The organism is Arthrobacter sp. YN, assembly GCF_002224285.1.
GTDB lineage: Bacteria > Actinomycetota > Actinomycetes > Actinomycetales > Micrococcaceae > Arthrobacter.
In genome coordinates this window covers 1210240-1227686 of the sequence record NZ_CP022436.1, presented here as the reverse complement: position 1 = coordinate 1227686, position 17447 = coordinate 1210240, and the positions used below count along the sequence as shown (strand labels likewise).

At 62.5% G+C, this 17447-nt stretch carries 17 protein-coding genes; 4 read left to right on the top strand and 13 right to left on the bottom strand.

Annotation, left to right across the window (positions count from 1 at the left end):
* Positions 1 to 89: 89 nt before the first annotated feature.
* Positions 90 to 1760 carry a sensor histidine kinase gene (locus CGK93_RS05645; RefSeq protein WP_089593977.1) on the top strand — a complete coding sequence of 557 codons (1671 nt, stop codon included), beginning with the start codon at positions 90 to 92 and terminating at the stop codon, positions 1758 to 1760.
* Between the two features lie 5 nt (positions 1761 to 1765).
* On the opposite strand, the gene CGK93_RS05640 is transcribed toward CGK93_RS05645, so the two are convergent.
* The 3 genes from CGK93_RS05640 to CGK93_RS05630 form a co-directional block, all read right to left on the bottom strand.
* The gene (locus CGK93_RS05640; RefSeq protein ID WP_089593976.1) at positions 1766 to 2005 is read right to left on the bottom strand and encodes a PLD nuclease N-terminal domain-containing protein; all 240 of its coding nucleotides are present in this window, start codon (positions 2003 to 2005) and stop codon (positions 1766 to 1768) included.
* 45 nt (positions 2006 to 2050) lie between these two features.
* On the bottom strand, positions 2051 to 3259 hold the full coding sequence (locus tag CGK93_RS05635) for a 5-methylcytosine restriction system specificity protein McrC (protein ID WP_089597220.1): 1209 nt from the start codon (positions 3257 to 3259) through the stop codon (positions 2051 to 2053).
* A gap of 91 nt (positions 3260 to 3350) precedes the next feature.
* The gene (locus CGK93_RS05630; RefSeq protein ID WP_089593975.1) at positions 3351 to 5585 is read right to left on the bottom strand and encodes an McrB family protein; all 2235 of its coding nucleotides are present in this window, start codon (positions 5583 to 5585) and stop codon (positions 3351 to 3353) included.
* A gap of 67 nt (positions 5586 to 5652) precedes the next feature.
* Here CGK93_RS05630 and CGK93_RS05625 point away from each other — a divergent pair, with 67 nt between their 5' ends.
* Both CGK93_RS05625 and CGK93_RS05620 read left to right on the top strand, forming a co-directional pair.
* Complete coding sequence (locus tag CGK93_RS05625) at positions 5653 to 5940, top strand: chorismate mutase (protein WP_089597218.1); 288 nt, start codon at positions 5653 to 5655, stop codon at positions 5938 to 5940.
* A gap of 131 nt (positions 5941 to 6071) precedes the next feature.
* Entirely contained in the window at positions 6072 to 7598 is a 1527-nt protein-coding gene (locus tag CGK93_RS05620) for a M23 family metallopeptidase (protein WP_157731617.1), read from the top strand.
* A gap of 481 nt (positions 7599 to 8079) precedes the next feature.
* Here CGK93_RS05620 and CGK93_RS05610 read toward each other — a convergent pair whose 3' ends face one another.
* From CGK93_RS05610 to CGK93_RS05570, 9 genes are all read right to left on the bottom strand, one after another.
* The gene (locus CGK93_RS05610; protein ID WP_232481552.1) at positions 8080 to 8646 is read right to left on the bottom strand and encodes a DUF1349 domain-containing protein; all 567 of its coding nucleotides are present in this window, start codon (positions 8644 to 8646) and stop codon (positions 8080 to 8082) included.
* A 137-nt stretch (positions 8647 to 8783) separates the two neighbouring features.
* A complete protein-coding gene (locus CGK93_RS05605; protein WP_089593973.1) occupies positions 8784 to 9407 on the bottom strand; it encodes a hypothetical protein in 624 nt (207 codons plus the stop codon).
* A 321-nt stretch (positions 9408 to 9728) separates the two neighbouring features.
* Positions 9729 to 10094, bottom strand: a complete 366-nt coding sequence (locus CGK93_RS05600) for a hypothetical protein (protein ID WP_089593972.1) — start codon at positions 10092 to 10094, stop codon at positions 9729 to 9731.
* Complete coding sequence (locus tag CGK93_RS05595) at positions 10084 to 10299, bottom strand: hypothetical protein (RefSeq protein ID WP_089593971.1); 216 nt, start codon at positions 10297 to 10299, stop codon at positions 10084 to 10086. Before CGK93_RS05595 ends, CGK93_RS05600 begins: the two co-directional genes overlap by 11 nt.
* Positions 10300 to 10329: 30 nt before the next feature.
* A complete protein-coding gene (gene galE / locus CGK93_RS05590) occupies positions 10330 to 11304 on the bottom strand; it encodes a UDP-glucose 4-epimerase GalE (RefSeq protein WP_089593970.1) in 975 nt (324 codons plus the stop codon).
* A complete protein-coding gene (locus CGK93_RS05585; protein WP_089593969.1) occupies positions 11237 to 12301 on the bottom strand; it encodes an aldose 1-epimerase family protein in 1065 nt (354 codons plus the stop codon). Before CGK93_RS05585 ends, galE begins: the two co-directional genes overlap by 68 nt.
* 2 nt (positions 12302 to 12303) lie before the next feature.
* Positions 12304 to 14073 (bottom strand): glycoside hydrolase family 35 protein, encoded by a 1770-nt coding sequence (locus CGK93_RS05580; RefSeq protein WP_089593968.1) that lies wholly within the window; start codon positions 14071 to 14073, stop codon positions 12304 to 12306.
* A 70-nt stretch (positions 14074 to 14143) separates the two neighbouring features.
* On the bottom strand, positions 14144 to 15499 hold the full coding sequence (locus CGK93_RS05575) for an ABC transporter substrate-binding protein (RefSeq protein WP_089593967.1): 1356 nt from the start codon (positions 15497 to 15499) through the stop codon (positions 14144 to 14146).
* Positions 15500 to 15566: 67 nt separating this feature from the next.
* A complete protein-coding gene (locus CGK93_RS05570) occupies positions 15567 to 16373 on the bottom strand; it encodes a carbohydrate ABC transporter permease (RefSeq protein ID WP_229785142.1) in 807 nt (268 codons plus the stop codon).
* Between CGK93_RS05570 and CGK93_RS24000 the strand changes: the two genes are divergently transcribed.
* Complete coding sequence (locus tag CGK93_RS24000; protein ID WP_232481688.1) at positions 16363 to 16530, top strand: hypothetical protein; 168 nt, start codon at positions 16363 to 16365, stop codon at positions 16528 to 16530. The two genes, CGK93_RS05570 and CGK93_RS24000, sit on opposite strands and share 11 nt — an antisense overlap.
* Here CGK93_RS24000 and CGK93_RS05565 read toward each other — a convergent pair.
* The gene (locus tag CGK93_RS05565; RefSeq protein WP_089593965.1) at positions 16527 to 17444 is read right to left on the bottom strand and encodes a carbohydrate ABC transporter permease; all 918 of its coding nucleotides are present in this window, start codon (positions 17442 to 17444) and stop codon (positions 16527 to 16529) included. The genes CGK93_RS24000 and CGK93_RS05565 overlap by 4 nt on opposite strands.
* Positions 17445 to 17447: the final 3 nt, after the last annotated feature.

The window sequence follows — 17447 nt, the reverse complement described above, 5'->3', positions numbered from 1 at the left end:
CAGCCCCTTCGATAACCTCAGAAGTATATCCATTATGGTTAGGCTGATCTTATGAACCGACTTTCTTCTGCATCCGTGGTGGATGTGCCATGACCCACCCTTCGACGTGGGATATCGGTGAAAAGAAGAAACTCCTGGTTTTTCAGCGCTCTTTCCACGAACATACCCTGCGGATGCGGGTTGTCCTCAGCCAACTGCCGTTGTCAGTTTGTGTTTGTCTTTCGGCCATTCTGGTCTGGTTGTTTTTCCCGGCAACGCTGGAGAATCCCTACTTCCTGTTATTCCTGCTGAGCCAGGCATTCCTCCTTGCCGCATGCGTGATTGTCCCGTGGCACCGGTTGCCCTTCCCCAGCTTCCTCGTCATCCCTGTCCTGGACATGGTCTCCATAGCCTTCGGACGTGAAGGTGGACAAGAAGCACTCACTGGACTCAGCGTTCTGGTGGTGCTGCCTGTCATTTGGCTCTGCGCATCGGGCCTCTATCCAAAACTGGCCATAGTCCTGTCATTCCTCGGGCCCTTGGCCATCGTGTGGGTTCCCTTGTTTGTCAGAGGTGACTTAACTGAACAGGCCCTCACCAAGCCGTTGCTCTTCCCCATTCTGATCCTTGGAATCGGCGTCTCCGTCAGCGTCCTGACCTTGAGCATGGTGCGCCAGCAGCGCGCCTTGGAGGAAAAGGACAAGGCACTCAAAGCAGCCCTGGAGGTCAGCACCAAGCAGGAAAGGCTCCTGAATACCGTGATGGAAGCACTGCCCCTGGGAGTAGTAGCGGTAGACGGCGAGGGGCATGACATCCTCATGAACCGCCGCCAACGCCAAACCCATGTGTTGGCCACTCCTACCGATGTCGACGATCCCAACGAGTCCCAGTTGCTGATCTTCGACATCGACAGGACCACGCCGCTGGAAGCGGACCGCCGTCCGGTGAGACGCGCCGTCCTGGGCGAGCGGTTCACCGATCAGTTGGTATGGCTCGGCGTCGGAGAGAATCAACGCGCCTTCACCGCCAGTGCCCGGCCCATGGTGGACGACACTGGAAAGTTCACGGGATCGGTGGTGGTGTTCAGCGACGTCACGGACCTGGTGAACGCCTTGGCGGCCAAGGACGACTTTGTTTCCAACGTCTCCCACGAGTTCAGGACCCCGTTGACGTCCATCCTGGGCTACGTCGAGTTGATCCTGGACGATCCCGACGCCCTCGACGCGCGCTCCCGCAAGCAACTCGACATCGTCAGGCGCAACGCCGAGCGGCTCCTCACCCTTGTTTCCGACCTCCTGGCCGTACGCTCAGGCCAGATCGTCATCCAGCCACACGCCGTTGACGTGGCGGAGTTGGTCCGGGGCAGCGTGATCTCCGCGGAACCCCGGGCGGCCAAAGCAGGCATCCGCCTCTCGGTGGACCTTCCTGAGGCGTTGGAAGCCCACGTCGATTCCTCACGCATTGCGCAGGTACTGGACAACCTCGTTTCCAATGCGATCAAGTACTCTCCCGACGGCGGCGACGTGGAAGTGGCCGCGTGGGAGGACGATGACTTTGTGTTCTGCCGCGTCACTGACACGGGCATGGGCATGAACGAAGAGGAGCAGGCGGAGGCCTTCACCAAGTTCTTCCGGGCCGGCGGGGTTCGCAAGAGCGCCATACCCGGTGTTGGGCTGGGGCTGCCCATCAGCAAGGCAATCGTCGAAGCCCACGGCGGCACCATCACCCTGGAGAGCGAACCAGGCCGCGGCACCACGTTTACGGTCAAAGTGCCCGCCTGAGCTTTTTAGTTCTTCAACCCCGCTGCATCACGACGGCGGCCGAACAGGAAGTAGCTGACCGGGCCGAAGAAGTTGATGAACGACACCGCGCGCCAGACAGCCTTCTTGCCCCTGATGTCTGAATCCGGGGTCTTGGCGATGCTGCGCTGCGCGGCCACCAGCAAAGCCAGGTTCAGGGCTCCGCTGGCCAGAACCGAGATGCGTTGGCCCTTGCTCATGTCACGCCAGGATTTCTTGCCGGCCATGATGCCTCCTGATCGTCGATCTTTGGGTACGGGTTACCTCTCAGGCTAGTCCGACGCCGATCGGCCCGCCACAACCTGGCGTACTACTTCGCCCCAGGACTGTTCAGCGAGGTCGGCCACCGCGGCCAGAATCTCGGACGGCGGCAGCGACAAGTCCAACGGATACTCCACGATGTCGATATCCGTGTTCAGGATGCGCCGCAATTTCACGTCCCCACGGCCGGCATAAACCAGCCAGGCTGTAGGAACCCGGAGCGCCGTACAGTACGCCAGCAACTGGTAATGGTCGGCACTGAGCGAGGCCCCGGCGTCGGACGCTGCTTTGTACTTGGAGTCATAGACCACCACGGGGCGGCCGCCCAGGAAATGGACGGCGTCGGGGCGGACTGTCAGTCGGTCCGAGTCATTCACGGCCTCGTTGAGCAGCGCACCGTACTGGAGGCGCATCTCACCCGGGTGGGCGCTCATGGCCCCACGCAGGGCAGTTCCCACGAATTCCTCGAACACCTTGGCCATGTCCACCACGAAAGACGCTGTTTGCTGTTTGCCCTCGCCGGCTTCAGCGGAGGCATTGCGCAGGATCACTTCGGACAGCCTCAACACTGGGTGGTACCGGAGATTCATCCGGCTGGCCCGCCACGACGGCAGCGGCGCCCCGGACTGAAGCCGCGTCACGGCGTCGAGCTTTCCCTTGAGCTGGCGCAAACGGCTTAGGACGTCAGGCCGGACACCGGGAACCTTACCCATCCGTTCCAAAGCGGCCCGGAGGATGCGGTTCTCAGCAATGTCCTCGGTGAATTCGTCGTAGGAGACTTCCAACGGAACCATCATTCCGGGCCGGCGCGAGATCTGGTCAGAGATCCGGATCCGGCCTTTCACGGTCCGCAGCGACTCTTCCACTGTCAGGTAGCCCTGCAGGACGCCGCGGCTGAGGGCCCTGTCCGCCAACTGCGCCAGCGATTCCGACAGGGCACTCCACAAATCCGGGTGTTCCGCGGCCTCCACTGAATGGTCCCGGAAGCCCTGGTCACCGGCGTAGCTGAGCAGGAACAGCAACCGGCTGAGGCCAAGGCGATCCTTGGGCCGGACTTCCAACTGCACCGAGGCAGTCCGCACCGAGCCCACTTTGCCCACCGGCTCAATCCGGTACAGGCCCATGCCCATGGGAGAGGCCTTGGCCAGGCCGCTGGTATTGATGAACGCTGCCGACTGGGGGTCGAGCTTGTCCACCACGCCGCCGGAGAGCTCGTCCAGGACGATGTGCCGGGGGCCCGCGGTGATCCGGCCCGCGCTGGTGACCCGCCCGGCGCTGGCAGGTGCCCGGCCCGGCCGCGGCGGGATGGCCTTAGCGGGCTGCAAGACGTCCCAGCAGCTGGGCCAGGCCGAAGCGCTCCTCCAGCTGTGCCCGGTTCAGTTGCCCGTGGTAGTGCTCTTCCAACAGCGGCATGAGCTCGTACTTCCAGATCCGGCGCAAGCCCGTGGGATTTTGGGCAGCGTTCTTCATGAAGTACGACGGCCCGATCATCAGGTCCCGGTCCCAATCGTCAATCGCGTCATTGAGCGCGTCCAGCAGGTCCGCATTGAGCGTGTCCAGCCCCCGCGCTGCCAGGAACCGGCGCAACGTGCCGCGGATCGGTTCCTCCTTGGGGTGCAGCTCGATGAAGGCGAAACGGCGACGGATGGCCGCGTCCATCATGGCGATGGAACGGTCAGCTGTATTCATGGTGCCAATGATGTAGAGGTTGTCAGGCAAGCTGAACGGCTCGTTGGGGCTGTATTGCAGGTAGATGCGGTCGTCCCGGTACTCCAGCAGGAAGTACAGCTCACCGAAAACCTTGGCCAGGTTGGCGCGGTTCATTTCGTCGATGATGAGGAAGTACGGCTTGTGCGCGTTTTCCGGCTTGGCGGCTTCCTCCGCGAGCCGGCGCAGGGGTCCCGCGACCAGTTTGAAGGAAACCTGTCCGTCGTCGGTCTTGTCCGGGCGGTAGCCCTCAAAGAAATCCTCGTAGGCGTACGACGGGTGGAACTGGACCAGCTTCACCCGTTCATCGGTGTGATCGCCCGCGAGCTCGGCGGCGAGGTGTTTGGCGAGGTACGTCTTGCCGGTTCCCGGAGGACCGTAGAGAACCAACTGCCGGTTCTCCTCCAGCAGCTCGGCGATCTCCTCGAGGGGTTCGAGGTCCATGTGCAGGGACGCTGCGAACTCTTCGGTCAGGGGCCGGAAACCTTGTTGGACAACCTCGACGACGGCGGTGGGCGGGGCCTCGTCCTCGCCGTCGGTTTCGGCTTCTACCGGGAGCAGTTCCTGCAGGGCCTGGATGACCCTGGTGACATCCACCAGGATCCCCGGGGTGGACAGTTGACGCTGGGCATGCCGCGGAAGTTCGGGGATGGCGTAACTGTCATCAAACCAGCGGACCTTGCGGCGGATGCGGCGGTTGTCCTCGTGGTGTTCGGGCTCGCCCAGGACAACGCCAACACGGACCCGGCCCGCATGCTGGTAGAGCGTGAGATCGCCCGGTTTCATCACCGTCAGGAAGGCAAAGACGGCGGTCTTGGTATCCTCGCGTTCCACATAGCCAAGGTGTTTGTAGTCCTCGTCCACGGCGTGCTGGACCACGCCTGCAGTAACTCCTGCCGTCAGGGTCCGCAGGTGTTCCACGTCCAAGGTGGCCTTCTCTTCGGCTACCCAGGCAGCCAGGAGGTCCGCATTGTCGTGATGGGTGCGCAGGAGCCAGGAGCGGCGACCTGGATCTCCCACTTTGCGCCATTGGCTCACCAGTTGGCGGGCGTACCAGTCGATGCGCTGCCCGGCTTGCTCGTCCAGGTGCAGGCGGATGCGATGGATGTCCGCGGTGATGTCCTCGTCCGAATCACCCTTGGCGCCGCCCACGAGCGAAGCAAAGGCGTCCCGGATCTCCTGGCGCTCCACATCGGCCACCACGGGCTCAAAATAGCTGGGCCACACCAGGTACTCGATGCTGCGGCGCAGGGCAGGTTGGTCTTCGGGTGTTGCGGCAGCGAGTTCGTGGAACTTCAGCGGGTCCTCAAGAGCCTCATTGATGGTGGCAGTGCTCTGGCTGTCCACGTGGGCTGCAAAGCGGCAAAGCCACTTCAGGTGGTCCCAGATGGTCCAGTTGAACTCCGCCGTACGGTCACGGATGACTCCATGGTCCGTCATGCCTTCGTAGAGTTCTTCAGGCAGCTCAATTTCCGGCTCAACCCAGGACGCGGCCTCGGCAACACGGGCACGCTTCACCCTGAGGGACTTGACCTCGTGCGCGAGCGGCAGCGACTGCAGGAACAGCAATTCCACGGCCAGCAACTTGGCCTCACGCGACGCGCCTTCCAGGTTCTGCCGAAGGTTGGTCATCATGGGAGCTTTGGAATCTTCCACCCCGCGTTCCAGCCGTTCCAACAGCTCACCGGCGGCATCCGCGGTCCACGTCAGTGTCCGGCCGTCCAGCGCCGAAGGTCTCCCCTGCAGCGCCGGACCGAGCACATACCAGGCCGCGTCCTCGATCTCCTTGGAGACTCCGGGGGCGCGGTCAATGGCAGGTTTCACGGAGGGAATCACCATGCCAACTTACCTTGTTTGGTTTACCCAAGCATCTGGATATCCACAGGGCATGGGTAGGGTTGGTGGGATGACGAGCCTGGACATTGAGAGTATTCGCGCAGAGATCGATGAATTGGATCGGGAGATCGTGGAGCTTGTTTCCCGGCGGCAACATTGGGTGGAAGAGGCCGGTAAGCTCAAAGCGGATCGGGCTGCCGTCCAGGCGCCTGACCGAGTCGAGAAGGTCATTGCAAAGGTACGGTCAATCGCTGAGGAGTCCGGGGCTGCGCCGGATGTGGTGGAGCGAATGTACCGGGCCATGATTGCGGCCTTTATCGATCTGGAATTGTCGGTCCACCGGCAGCACAAGTCTTGACCACTTCACCGGTCGGCGGTATGTTTACGTTGACATCATGTTCACGTAAACATATCCGGATCGGATCTAGACAATGTCGTCGACCTCCAACTCTTTGGCCGGGCTAGACCCCGCCCCTAACGGTGAGCGCCGTGAATACCGGCCATTCTGACGGCCACCACCGCGTAACCCCGCTGCACGTTCCGCCCGCCACCCGGACACGCCACCGGATCCCGCTGCCCCTGGCAGTACTCATTGCGGCAACCTTGATCGGCAGCTTCCCTTCGGGTGCTGTTCAGACTCTCCACCCCTCCGCAGAGCAAGCCCAGGCACACACCGCTGAACCCGCTCCGGCGGCGGCAGCAGGGAGCCCAGCAGGATCCAGGGGTTCCGCGAACGAGCCCGCATTTCAGGCCTCAAGCGCCTCCACGACGACGTCACCCACCTTCGCACCTTCGGATGGCATAGGGGCGCTGCTGTGCGGGCAAACGAACACCAGGGGCAGAGCGCTCCCACCGGGCGGCCCCGTTTCAGACGTCCAACTCCGGAACGCCTCCGCCATTGTGGCGGCGGCGGAAGAGTTGGCCCTACCCGCCGATGCCCGGATCCTTGGCATTCAGGCCGCACTTGGCGAATCGTCCCTCGAGAGCAAGGACTACGGTGACGCCGCAGGGCCGGACTCGCGGGGCCTGTTCCAGCAGCGCGCCAATGGGGCCTGGGGCTCCTCCGCCGATCGCATGGATCCCTTTGTCAGCGCAACCAGCTTCTTCCTGGCCCTGAAAGACGTCAAGGACTGGCAGGCTCTGCCTCCCAGCATTGCCATCCACCGCGTGCAGCGGAACCAAGATCCTGACCACTACACCAAATACCGGCAGTTGGCCGAGGAGATCGCGGGCTTCCTGGGCCCCCAAAGCCTGGCAGCACCCGGCACCTGTTCCTTCAGCGGCGGCTCATGGGGCGCAACCGCAGGTGTCACGTCCCGCCGCCCGGCCCGGCCTGGCCCAGGGACCTTGATTCCAGGGACCTTGATGTCTCCGCTGGTGAACCTCCATCCGAGTTCGCCGTTCGGGCAGCGCACCAACCCCATGACGGGTTCCGCCGGAGAATTCCATACGGGACAGGACTACGCCGCAGCCTGTGGCACGCCGGTGCATTCCGCTGATGAGGGAACCGTCCGCGAGGTCGGCTGGCATCCTTGGGGCGGAGGAAACCGGGTGGAAATAGACCACGGCAGCGGCCTGGTCACCACCTACAACCACCTGCAGTCCGTCGCAGTGCGCAAGGGAGAAACGGTCTTGGCTGCCGACGTCGTAGGGCTTGTTGGCTCAACCGGTGCGTCCACCGGGTGCCATCTTCATTTTGAAACCATCGTGAACGGCACACTGGCCGATCCGTCAGTGTGGAGCCTGGTACCCCTGGCATTTGAGGCGTATGTCAATGCGCTGCGGCTGACCAGCTTCGCGCAGCAGACAGGTACGACGCCGGCATGGAACGTGCCGCAATGGTCGCCCACTACCGCGCTTGGGAACCAAGAGACACCTGCCGCCGGTCCCACGACTCCACCGCCGGCACCGGCACCCACACCGCCGGCCACAGACCCGCCGGTACCGTTCGCGCCGCCAACCACTCCCCAGCACCGACAGCCGCCCCACACCGGCAACCACACCGCCTGCGTCTAGTCCGACGTCACCGCCGGCAACGCCGGGTGTTCCAACAACGCCGCCAACCACCGCACCAGTAACGCCAACAACGCCGCCAACCACGGAACCAACGAATCCGACAACCACCGCACCGGTACCGCCGGTAACGCCAACGGCTCCGCCAACCACCGCGCCGGCACCTGTCGAACCCGTCACGCCGGCACCGGCACCGGCACCGGCCATTCTGCCCACTCCCGCACCGGTCGCGACGGCGACCGCCGTGCCTGCGATTCCCTGAGGCAGCCAGTACAGGGAGCATCCTGATAAAGATGCATCACCCGATCGCGTTCACCCTTTGAGCCCGCGCCACGGCAGACAGTCTGCGTCGGCGAACGGGCAGCGCAGAAGAAAAACGGCACCGGAGAAGTAGGGCATGATGCAGTCGCCACCGAACGGATCGCCGTACAGCACTGACCGCGCGGCCCGGCGCCCTCAGGGCCCGGGCTGCGTGGCCGGGGGCTTAGCTGCCGTCGCGGAGGTTCTCCGGTGCTGCCTCTATGAATTTGATGCTGTCGAACCGCGCCTCGCAGCTATCCCCCATGGGCGCCTGCGACATGAACCCAACGCGGACAGGTTTGTCGGTGTCCAGCCTGAAAAGACGAACAAAGGACCAGTCCCGCCCGTCGGTTGACGAGTGGAACGCCCAAGCGGGACCCACCCGGCTGACCCGCAGGTAGACCCACGGTGCGGTCACCACCGGACCGTTCGAGTCATCAGAGTAGGTATTGGTCACCACGCTGACCACCATGGCCTCCCCTTTCGGAGAGTACTCGAAGCAAAGCTTGGCCCAGTGGTCGCTGTCCGTCCACAAAGCCAGCACACCGGCGTCGAACGTTGTGCGTGGCGAGGCCACCATGACCCTGGCCGACAACGAGAACGACGTTGGAGCCGTGAAAGCCAGGGCCGAGGCCCGGTGCTGCTGTTCGCCCCGAGCGAGTCGTTGGACCAATCGACGCCGGGCGCTGCCGTGAGCGTAAGTGTTCCCTCGGCGTCGTCGTAGCTCGCGTGGCTGGGCGATGACGTCCACTCAAGGGAAGGAAGTCCAGCTATTTCGGGAATCAATGGGCGCTCCTTGTATTCGGCAGTCAGGACATTTCTCTGCAACTTTTTCATACTGGACACAAAAATAGTCCGGCTCCCCCAGGAGCCGGACCACCAATGCGTCTACTCGAACAACGACAACGTCAGGTTCGCGGTGTAGTCGCCGGGCGCGACGGTAGCCGGCGTACGGAGGAACAATCCGGCCGTTGCGGTCCACTGCCCTTCAGGCGCAACCGCGGCTGAGTCCAGGGCCAGGGCCAGCAATTCCTGGTCCACCAGGCCCACTGCGTCCGCACCCGAGTCCATGACCGTTTCCACAACGTCGCCCTCGGCAACCTGCCCCGATTCACCACCGTCAATCAGCGAAGGAGACCACCCCAAATGTCCAGCCCCGATCGCCGGCTGGCCCGTGGTTCCCGTGAAGTCGGTGGATGTACCAATGACGTACCAGCCGGCGCCGGCCGGGATCTGGTCCGGGAGTCGTGTATCAGTCACCGTTACCGTGGGCAGCGAACCCGTGAACTGGCGGACGGTGGGAGACGAGCCGGCTTCGGTCAGGGTGGCCGTGGTTCCTGCCACGCTCATGGCCAGAATTCCGGGCTCATCGATCTGCGCAATCGCCACGTTCACGTCGACGTCCTGGTCGCCATGGTTTTCTTCAGCCAGTGCGGCTCCGGCCACGCCGGCCAGTACGGCAGTGCCAGCGGCAACTGCTGAGATTCTTACGATCAAGCTTGTTTTGCTCATCGTCTTGCTCCTTCATTGCAATGCGGGGGAGATTCATATCCTGAGGTGTCGGTAAGGGAAGCGCCAGGGCGGACTCCGTGCTCGTATACGGAGTCCAGTTGGGCGAAATTCCACCCTCCCCGCCCGCTGTGAGCGGTTGCCTCGAGGGTGGGTGGGCATGCTGGGCGATGCGCGGCTGTGCGCACCGGGGCAGGTGATTCAGGTAACCAGGTGCAAAGATTCTTAAGAATGTTTACGTAAACTTACACGGAATATTGGCACCCGGCAAGGGGTTTTTGTACCTTTTGGCGGGGCGTGGATCCATGATGTCGCGTCCTTGGCCTAGCCGCCCTTGGGAAGGCGTCGCGTAGCGGCTTGCCCGCGCCCGACGAACAGGAGGAGCACCCCGGTCCCGCCGCAGAGCCCGGCAGCCACGAGGGCCCCTACGGGGTCGAGGCCTGTCGCGGGGAGTCCGTTCGGAACGCACTGGCCGCTACATTGTGTGCGCGGCGCAATGTCAACACTGATCTTGATGTCGGAGCCGTTGATCTCCGAAGCCCACCCCGGCGTAAGGCCCAGCACCAGGCTGAAGCCGACCAGCACGCATGACAAGAGGATCCTGGCCGAATCCGCTGAACGGATTCGAACAGTGAAGCGCCGGCGGGTGGAGCGAGGCGCGCCCCGCGATACCTTCGCCTCAGGCGTCATGCTTCTCATAGGTGTAGCCGTAGGGCACGTCCGGTGAGAGCTCCACCGTGTAAGACGCATAGTCCAGCCGCGTGACCAGGATCCCGCAGCGGCCTTCATTGCGCGCGCGCTGCTCCGCAGCCTGGATGGCGGCGTTGAGGTTGATTTCCATGGTGGTCTTGCTGGTAGCCGTGACAGTAGCCAGCAGTTCCGGGGCGTCGATCATGATGTTCCTTTGGGATAGTGCGTTGCAGTGCTAGTGGGTGGATAACTTCTGGTTCCCGGCTGCCGCCCAGGCGCTGGAGATCATGTCCCGGAGCGTATGCCTCGGTTCCCAGGCGATGTCCCGGCGTGCCAGTTCGCCGGAAGCGACGATCCGGGCAGGATCGCCGGGCCGGGCTGCGCAAATCTGTGGAGCGAACTGAATCTCCGTCACAGAGGCCATTTCGGTCATGATCTGACGGACAGATACCCCGGTACCGCTGCCAAGGTTGTAGACGGGTTCAAGATCAACGCCCTCTTGGAGTTTCCGGGCAGCTTCCACGTGGGCCGCGGCAACGTCGGCAACGTGGACGTAATCCCTGACGCAGCTGCCGTCCGGCGTGGCATAGGCAGTACCAAAGATCTTCGGCGTTGCGCCATCCTTCAGCGCTTGGAAGACCAAGGGGAACAGGTTGTGCGGACTGACATCCACCACGTCCGGAATCCCGGAGCCAACAACGTTGAAATACCGGAGGGATGTATGGCGAAGCCCGGTTGCCCGTGATTGGTCGGCGATGAGCCACTCACCAATGAGCTTGGATTCTCCATAGGGAGATTCCGGCCTCGTGGGCGTCGATTCGGTCACGAGATCCACATCCGTATTCCCATAAACGGCGGCACTGGAGGAAAAGACGATCGCCCGTACAGAGGCTGCTTCCATGGCGGCGAGCAGGTTTCCCGTACCGGTGACGTTCTGGAAATAGGTGTGAAGCGGCCATTCAACCGATACGCCGGCGTACTTGAAACCCGCTAAGTGGATCACGCCGGCCACGTCGTGGCGTGCGAAGACGTCTTTAAGGAAACCAGTATCCAGCAGGGATCCCTGTTCGAAGGCTGCGCCTTCCTGCACAAATCCGCGCTTGCCGCTGGACAGGTCATCGATGACCACCACGTGGTGGCCGTCATCCATGAGTGCTTGGGCTACGTGGGAGCCGATGTAGCCGGCTCCTCCAGTTACTAGCCATGCCATGGTCAGTTCTCTCCTCTATGGTGGTTGCCCTGTGCGGGGCCGAGCCGGTGTGAAATCCCCCAGGTCGAGATCCATTCCTCCCCGGTTCTAGCCAGCGCAGGCCGGCTCCGGAGTTGAAGGCGTTGGGGAGCGCCGTCATGGGTTCCACCGCTACCGCGGTCCGGTGGCCTCCCGCTGGATAGCTCGTGGTGGTGTACACCTGCGCGTACTGGTAGTTGGCATCGCCCCAGACCTCCACGGCGTCACCATTGGGCGCCTCCAGGAGGTGACGGTACATTCCGTCCGGCGCCGGAGTGAGATCCAGGAATGCTGTGTCCAGGTGCAGCCAGCCCACCTTGGGCCCTGCGGACAGATCCATGGGCGTCCCGGAGACAGGGGACGTCCCCACGGGATTCAGACGCTCATCCACCACCACATAGGAGGCAGCGTTGATGGTCAAGGAAACGTCCTGCATGGGTGTGGCACCCACCCGCATGTACGGATGGGAACCAATGGCCACAGGGGCGGGCTTGGCTGACTTGTTGGTCAAAGCGTGAGTGACCGCCAGCCCCTCCGGAGATACCGAATACGTGGTCTCCACGTCCACAGCGAACGGATAACCGTCGCTCGGGTAGATCCGAACGTGAAGGGTCAGCTCGCTGGCGGACCGGCGAACCATCGTGTGAGGACGTAACCTGACCAGGCCGTGAATGGCGTTGCCACGCCCGGGTTCGCTGATGGCCAGTTGGAGTTCTTTCCCGTCATGCGGCCATCGCCCATCCCGGACCCTGTTGGACCAAGGAATGAGGATCTCGCCCTCACAGTGTTTGGGGAGACCGAACTCGGGGAACTCCTCGATCAGAGGCTCGCCGTCCACGGTGAGGCTGCGGATGGTGCCGCCGACCTCCGTGATCACCGCCGCGACCACGCGGCCATCTGTCTCCGATTCCGCGGAAATCCGAAACTGACGGCCGGTCGGAGCAGCAGTTCCTGCCGTTGTTGCTTGAGTCAGCGTCATGGTCAGAACTCCGTATGGCCAAGATCGTGGCTGGCCACGAAAGAAACCGTGCTGTGGGAGGCCGCCTGGAGTTCAAGCATGGTGATGGTGTTGCCGTGCTTTCGCAGGAGGGGGCCGGGAACGTAAAGCGTGGCCTGCGGTCCGCGGGACCAGTACCGGCCCAGGCAGAAGCCGTTGATCCACACCACGCCCTTGGTCCAACCCATGGTGGAAAGGAAGGTATCGCCGCCGCCGGGGAGGTCAAAAGTCCCATGGACAAAGACCGGCCCGGACACTGGTACGTCAGGAAGGGAGGGCTGTTCCTCCAACACCGCTGAGACCGGAACTGCGTCGTCGAGTTCCAAGGGAAGGATGTCCCAGTTCCAGAGAGTTTCTCCGTTGATCCGGGCATTTCCGATCAGGCCCTTGGACTCCCCCAAACGGGGACCGTAGTTCACGCGTCCTTGGTCCTCCACCAGGATTTCCAGCGTGCCAACCGCGTCATGGGGCAACGCCAGGGAACTTTCATGGTGATCCCGGGAGAGGATTCCCACCGGCACCCTGTCCAGGAATACCTGGGCCCTGTCACGTACTTCGTCGAACTCCAGCACAGCGGGACCGGAAACTTCGATTTCCCTGCGGTAAAGGGTGAAGCCGGAGTAGTGGCCCAGGTCATCGTGGGAGCGGATTCCCTCGTGTGAGGTCCACCTCCCGAGCCGGTCCAGGCAATCCCACAGCGGGAGGGACTGCGCCAGCGGGACGCTAAAACTGGAACCGAGTTGCGCAGGTGCCGGCACGTCGTCGTCGTCGAGGGGTGTGTATTTGGAAATGACCTCGCGGAAGGCCCAGTACTTCGGCGTCGGGTTTCCAGCTTCGTCCAAAGGGGCGTCGTAGTCGTAACTGGTAACGATCGGCTGGTAAACGCCCTTGTCGTTGGCGCCGTTGGTGAATCCAAAGTTGGTGCCGCCGTGGAACATATAGATATTCACGGACGCGCCAAGCTCCAGCAGCACCTCCAGATCGTTGGCGGACTGCTCCACGGTGGTGGTGTGGTGGTGCGCGCCCCAGTGATCGAACCAGCCCACCCAGAATTCAGAACACATGAGGGGGCCGGTGGGCTGATGGCGGCGAAGTGTTTCCAGGCGCTCCGCAGAGCGGCTGCCGAACGAGCCCGTCTTGTGCAGTTCCGGGAGGCTGCCGTTGTCCAACATGTCGTCCTGCGGCTGGTCAACCGTGGTGAACGGCACGGTCAGCCCCATTTCCCGGTTGACCTTGACGAGCTTTTCCAGGTAGAACCGGTCAGCGCCGTAGGCACCGTACTCGTTCTCAATCTGGATCAGGATGATGGGACCGCCGGCGTCGATCTGACGGGGAACAAGAATGGGGGCGAGCTGTTCAAGGTACTCGGTGAGGGCTGCCATATACACGGGATCATCGGCCCGAATGGCCGCAGCGCCGCGGTCAAACAACCATGCAGGGAGCCCGCCGTTGTCCCACTCCGCACAGATGTACGGACCAGGGCGAACGATCGCGTGCATACCTTCCGCAGCGATCAGGTCCAGGAAACGGCCCAGATCCAAGCCCCCCGAGGTGTCGAAGACCTCAGGGGACGGAGCATGGGTGTTCCACGGAATGTAGGTCTCAATGGTGTTGAGCCCCATCTGCCTGGCCTTCCGGATCCGGTCCGCCCATTGATCCGGATGGACGCGGAAGTAATGCAGGGCGCCGGAAAGGATGCGGTGGGCCTGACCGTCAAGCATGAAGTCCTGCTCGCCGATAGTGAAGGTTGGCATAGGGGAAATCCAATCTGAAATGGTGGAGCGGGGTCCAGGGCCGGGGGCCGCCCCGGACCCGCGCCACGTCTTACTTGGTGGTAACTGTGAAGCCTTGCTGCTGGCCGTACTTTGCCGTGGCATCCTGCCAGGCCTTGAGGCCATCATTCAGATCGCCCTTGGAACCGTAGGCCTGACCAACGGTGTCGCTGTAGATGCTGTTGGCGTAGGTCTGGAAGGGAAGGTAGCTCCACCCCGGAACAACGTCCTTGGAAGCCTGGACCAGGACCTCGTTGATCTTCTGGCCGCCGAAGTAGGCGTTTTCAGCGTTCAGGAACGCTTCGCTCTGAAGATCGGCCGTGGTGGAGGGGAAGCCACCGCTTGCAGCGTGGATCTTGGATCCTTCAGGGCCGTTGGCGAACTGGAGGAAGCCGTAGGCTGCAGCCTTGTTCTTGCTCTGCTTCAGTACGGCGTCGCCGCCGCCGCCGTTCTCGGCCGTTGCGGCTGCGCCCTTCTCATATGTCGGCATCGGGGCTACCCGCCACTGACCGCTGGCACTTGCCGCACCCGATTCCAGGTTTGCGGGCATCCATGCGCCGATGATCAGCGTGGCAATGCTTCCGTCCGAGAGGCCCTTGTACCATTCGTCGCTCCAGCTGGTGACGGGCGACAGGAGATCGTTCTTGAGCAGCTGGTTCCAGGTGCCGGTCCACTTCCTGGCGCCTTCATCCTGGAGATCAACGGCTACCTTGGTGCTTCCGTCCAGCGTGTAGGGCTTGCCGCCGGCCTGCCAGATCATGCTGGTGGTGAAGCCGGCATCGCCAGTGTCACTGGTGATGTAGGCCTTGGGGTCGGCAGCGTGGAGCTTCTTGCCGGCTTCAACGTACTCATCCCAGGTGGTGGGGATGCTGATGCCGTGCTTTTCGAAGACATCCGCCCGGTAGAACATGGCCATGGGACCTGAATCCTGCGGGAGTGCGTAGACGCCACCGTTGAGGTTCACCGAACCCCAGGTGGACGCCGTGTAGTTGTCCTTGAGCTCCTCGGCACCGAAGTCCTTCAGATTTACCAGGGAATCGGACAGGGCGAACTGCGGCAGGGCGTTGTATTCGATCTGCGCTACGTCCGGAGCACCGCTTCCGGCCTTAACGGCGTTCTGAAGCTTGGTGTAGTGGGCGTTGCCCGTTCCCACGTTTTCCAGGTTGACGTGGACCTTGGGGTATTTGGCCTCGAAGGCCTCCACGATCGGTTCGAGCTGCGGCGCCCAACCCCACACCGTGAGGGTGGTTTCGGTATCGAGTGCTTTCGCGATGTCCGCGGCACTTGCGCCTTCGGCTCCTGCGTTTGCCGTTGTTCCCGAGCCGCTGCAGGCGGCGAGGCCGCCGATCATGAGGCTTGCCGCCAGGGCGGCAGTGGCCACCCGCCGGAAGCGATGGTTGTTCTTCATTGAATGAGTGCCTTTCAGATGCGGTTTGGAGATTTACGACGGCGGGAGGTCGCCGTCGTCGGGTCTTCTACTTGACGCTTCCCGCAGACAGTCCTGACTGCCAGAAGCGCTGGAGGAAGAGGAACGCCCCCACGATGGGCACGATGGTGAGGAATGATCCGGTGATGACGAGGTTGTAGATGGCCTCGCCTCCGGCCGTAGTCGCTTGGGCGTTCCAGCTGTTGAGCCCCACGGTGAGCGGGTACCAGGTTGATTGGCTCAACATGATCAAGGGGAGGAAATAGTTGTTCCAGGTGGCCACCACCGTGAACAACAGGACGGTGATGAAGCCGGGAGCGAGCATTCGCAACGAGATGGTGAAGAACGTGCGGAACTCCCCTGCCCCGTCCATGCGCGCTGCTTCCAGAACTTCCGTGGGGACGGATTCGAGGGCGTAGATCCACACCAGGTAGAGCCCAAACGGGCTGATCAGGGACGGAATGATGACCGACCACGGGGTGTTCGTGAGCCCCATCTGGCTGAACATGAGGAACGTCGGAACGGCAAGGGCAGTGCCCGGAATAGCTACCGCTCCCAGGACCACCGCGAAGACGCCGCGCTTGCCGGGGAAATCGAACTTGGCCAGGCCGTAGCCGGCCAGGGTGGCAAGGAATGTTGCCCCGCCGGCACCCACCACGACATAGAGCACGGTGTTGGCAAGCCAGCGCAGGAATTCGCCGTCGTTGTAGGTCAAGGTACCCACGATGTTGTCCCACAGTGCGAAGTCCCCGGAGAACCACAGGCCGAAGGAGCTGAAAAGGGAGGTCTGCGTCTTGGTGGAGTTGACCAGCAACCAGAACAAGGGAAGCAGTGCGTACACTGCCATGACCCCCATCAGGATGGTGAGAAGGACGGACGAGCGCTTCCGGCTGACGCCGTGGCGCCGGGCGGCCAACCTGGGTGCAGGTGACCGCCGGGGCCTCACCGCCGGTGACGGTTTGGGCGCGGTATCGCTGGAATGGGCTGGGCTCAAACGTACGGACATGGGCTAGGCATCCTTTCGCGAGCCGGAGAGTTGGACGACGTAGGCAACAATGACCGTCAGGACGCCCATGATGATGGAGATAGCCGCGGCGTAATTGAACTGCTGGCCTGCAAACGAGAGGTTGTATGCGTACATGTTCGGCGTGAAGTATGAGCTGATGGAGTTTGGTGCCAACGCCTTGAGGATGTTCGGCTCGTTGAACAACTGGAAGCTGCCGATGACCGAAAAGATGCTCGCAATGCCGATGGCTCCGCGGATGGAGGGAAGCTTGATGCTCCGGATCACCCGGAACGTGCCTGCTCCGTCAAGGTTTGCTGCCTCATACAGTTCCGCGGGGATGACCTTCAGCGCCGAATAGAAGATCAGCATGTTGTAGCCCGTGAACTCCCAGGTGTTGATGTTCCCGATCGAGGCGAGGATCCAGCTGGAAGAGAGGGGCTCGGCCAGATCCAACCCGAAGAAATCGTTAATGCTGCCGAACAGGCCAAAACGGGGGCCGTAGATGAATCCCCACATCAGCGTCGCCACTACTGCCGGTACTGCGTACGGGAGGAATACAGAAATGCGGAAGAACGACGACGCGCGGAGACGCCCGCTGTCCAGTGCCAAGGCTGCGAAAAGGGCGAGGAACAACATGATGGGGACCTGGACCACCAGGAAGATGGCCACCCTGATCACGGAGTCCCAGAACTGGGGATCGCCAAGCGCCTGAAGATAGTTGGCTCCCCCAACGAACTTGTCGCCGCCCACCATCTGGTTCTGGAAGAGGCTCAGGTAGAACGCGTAGAGGACTGGAGCCACGAATACCAGCAGGAAGACAGCCATGAACGGGCCCACGAATGCCCACCCCATCCATCTACCTGCGCGCTTGCGGGATTGGACCAAGGGTGGAGCGTCGGCCACGGGCGACGTCGTTGTCATGAT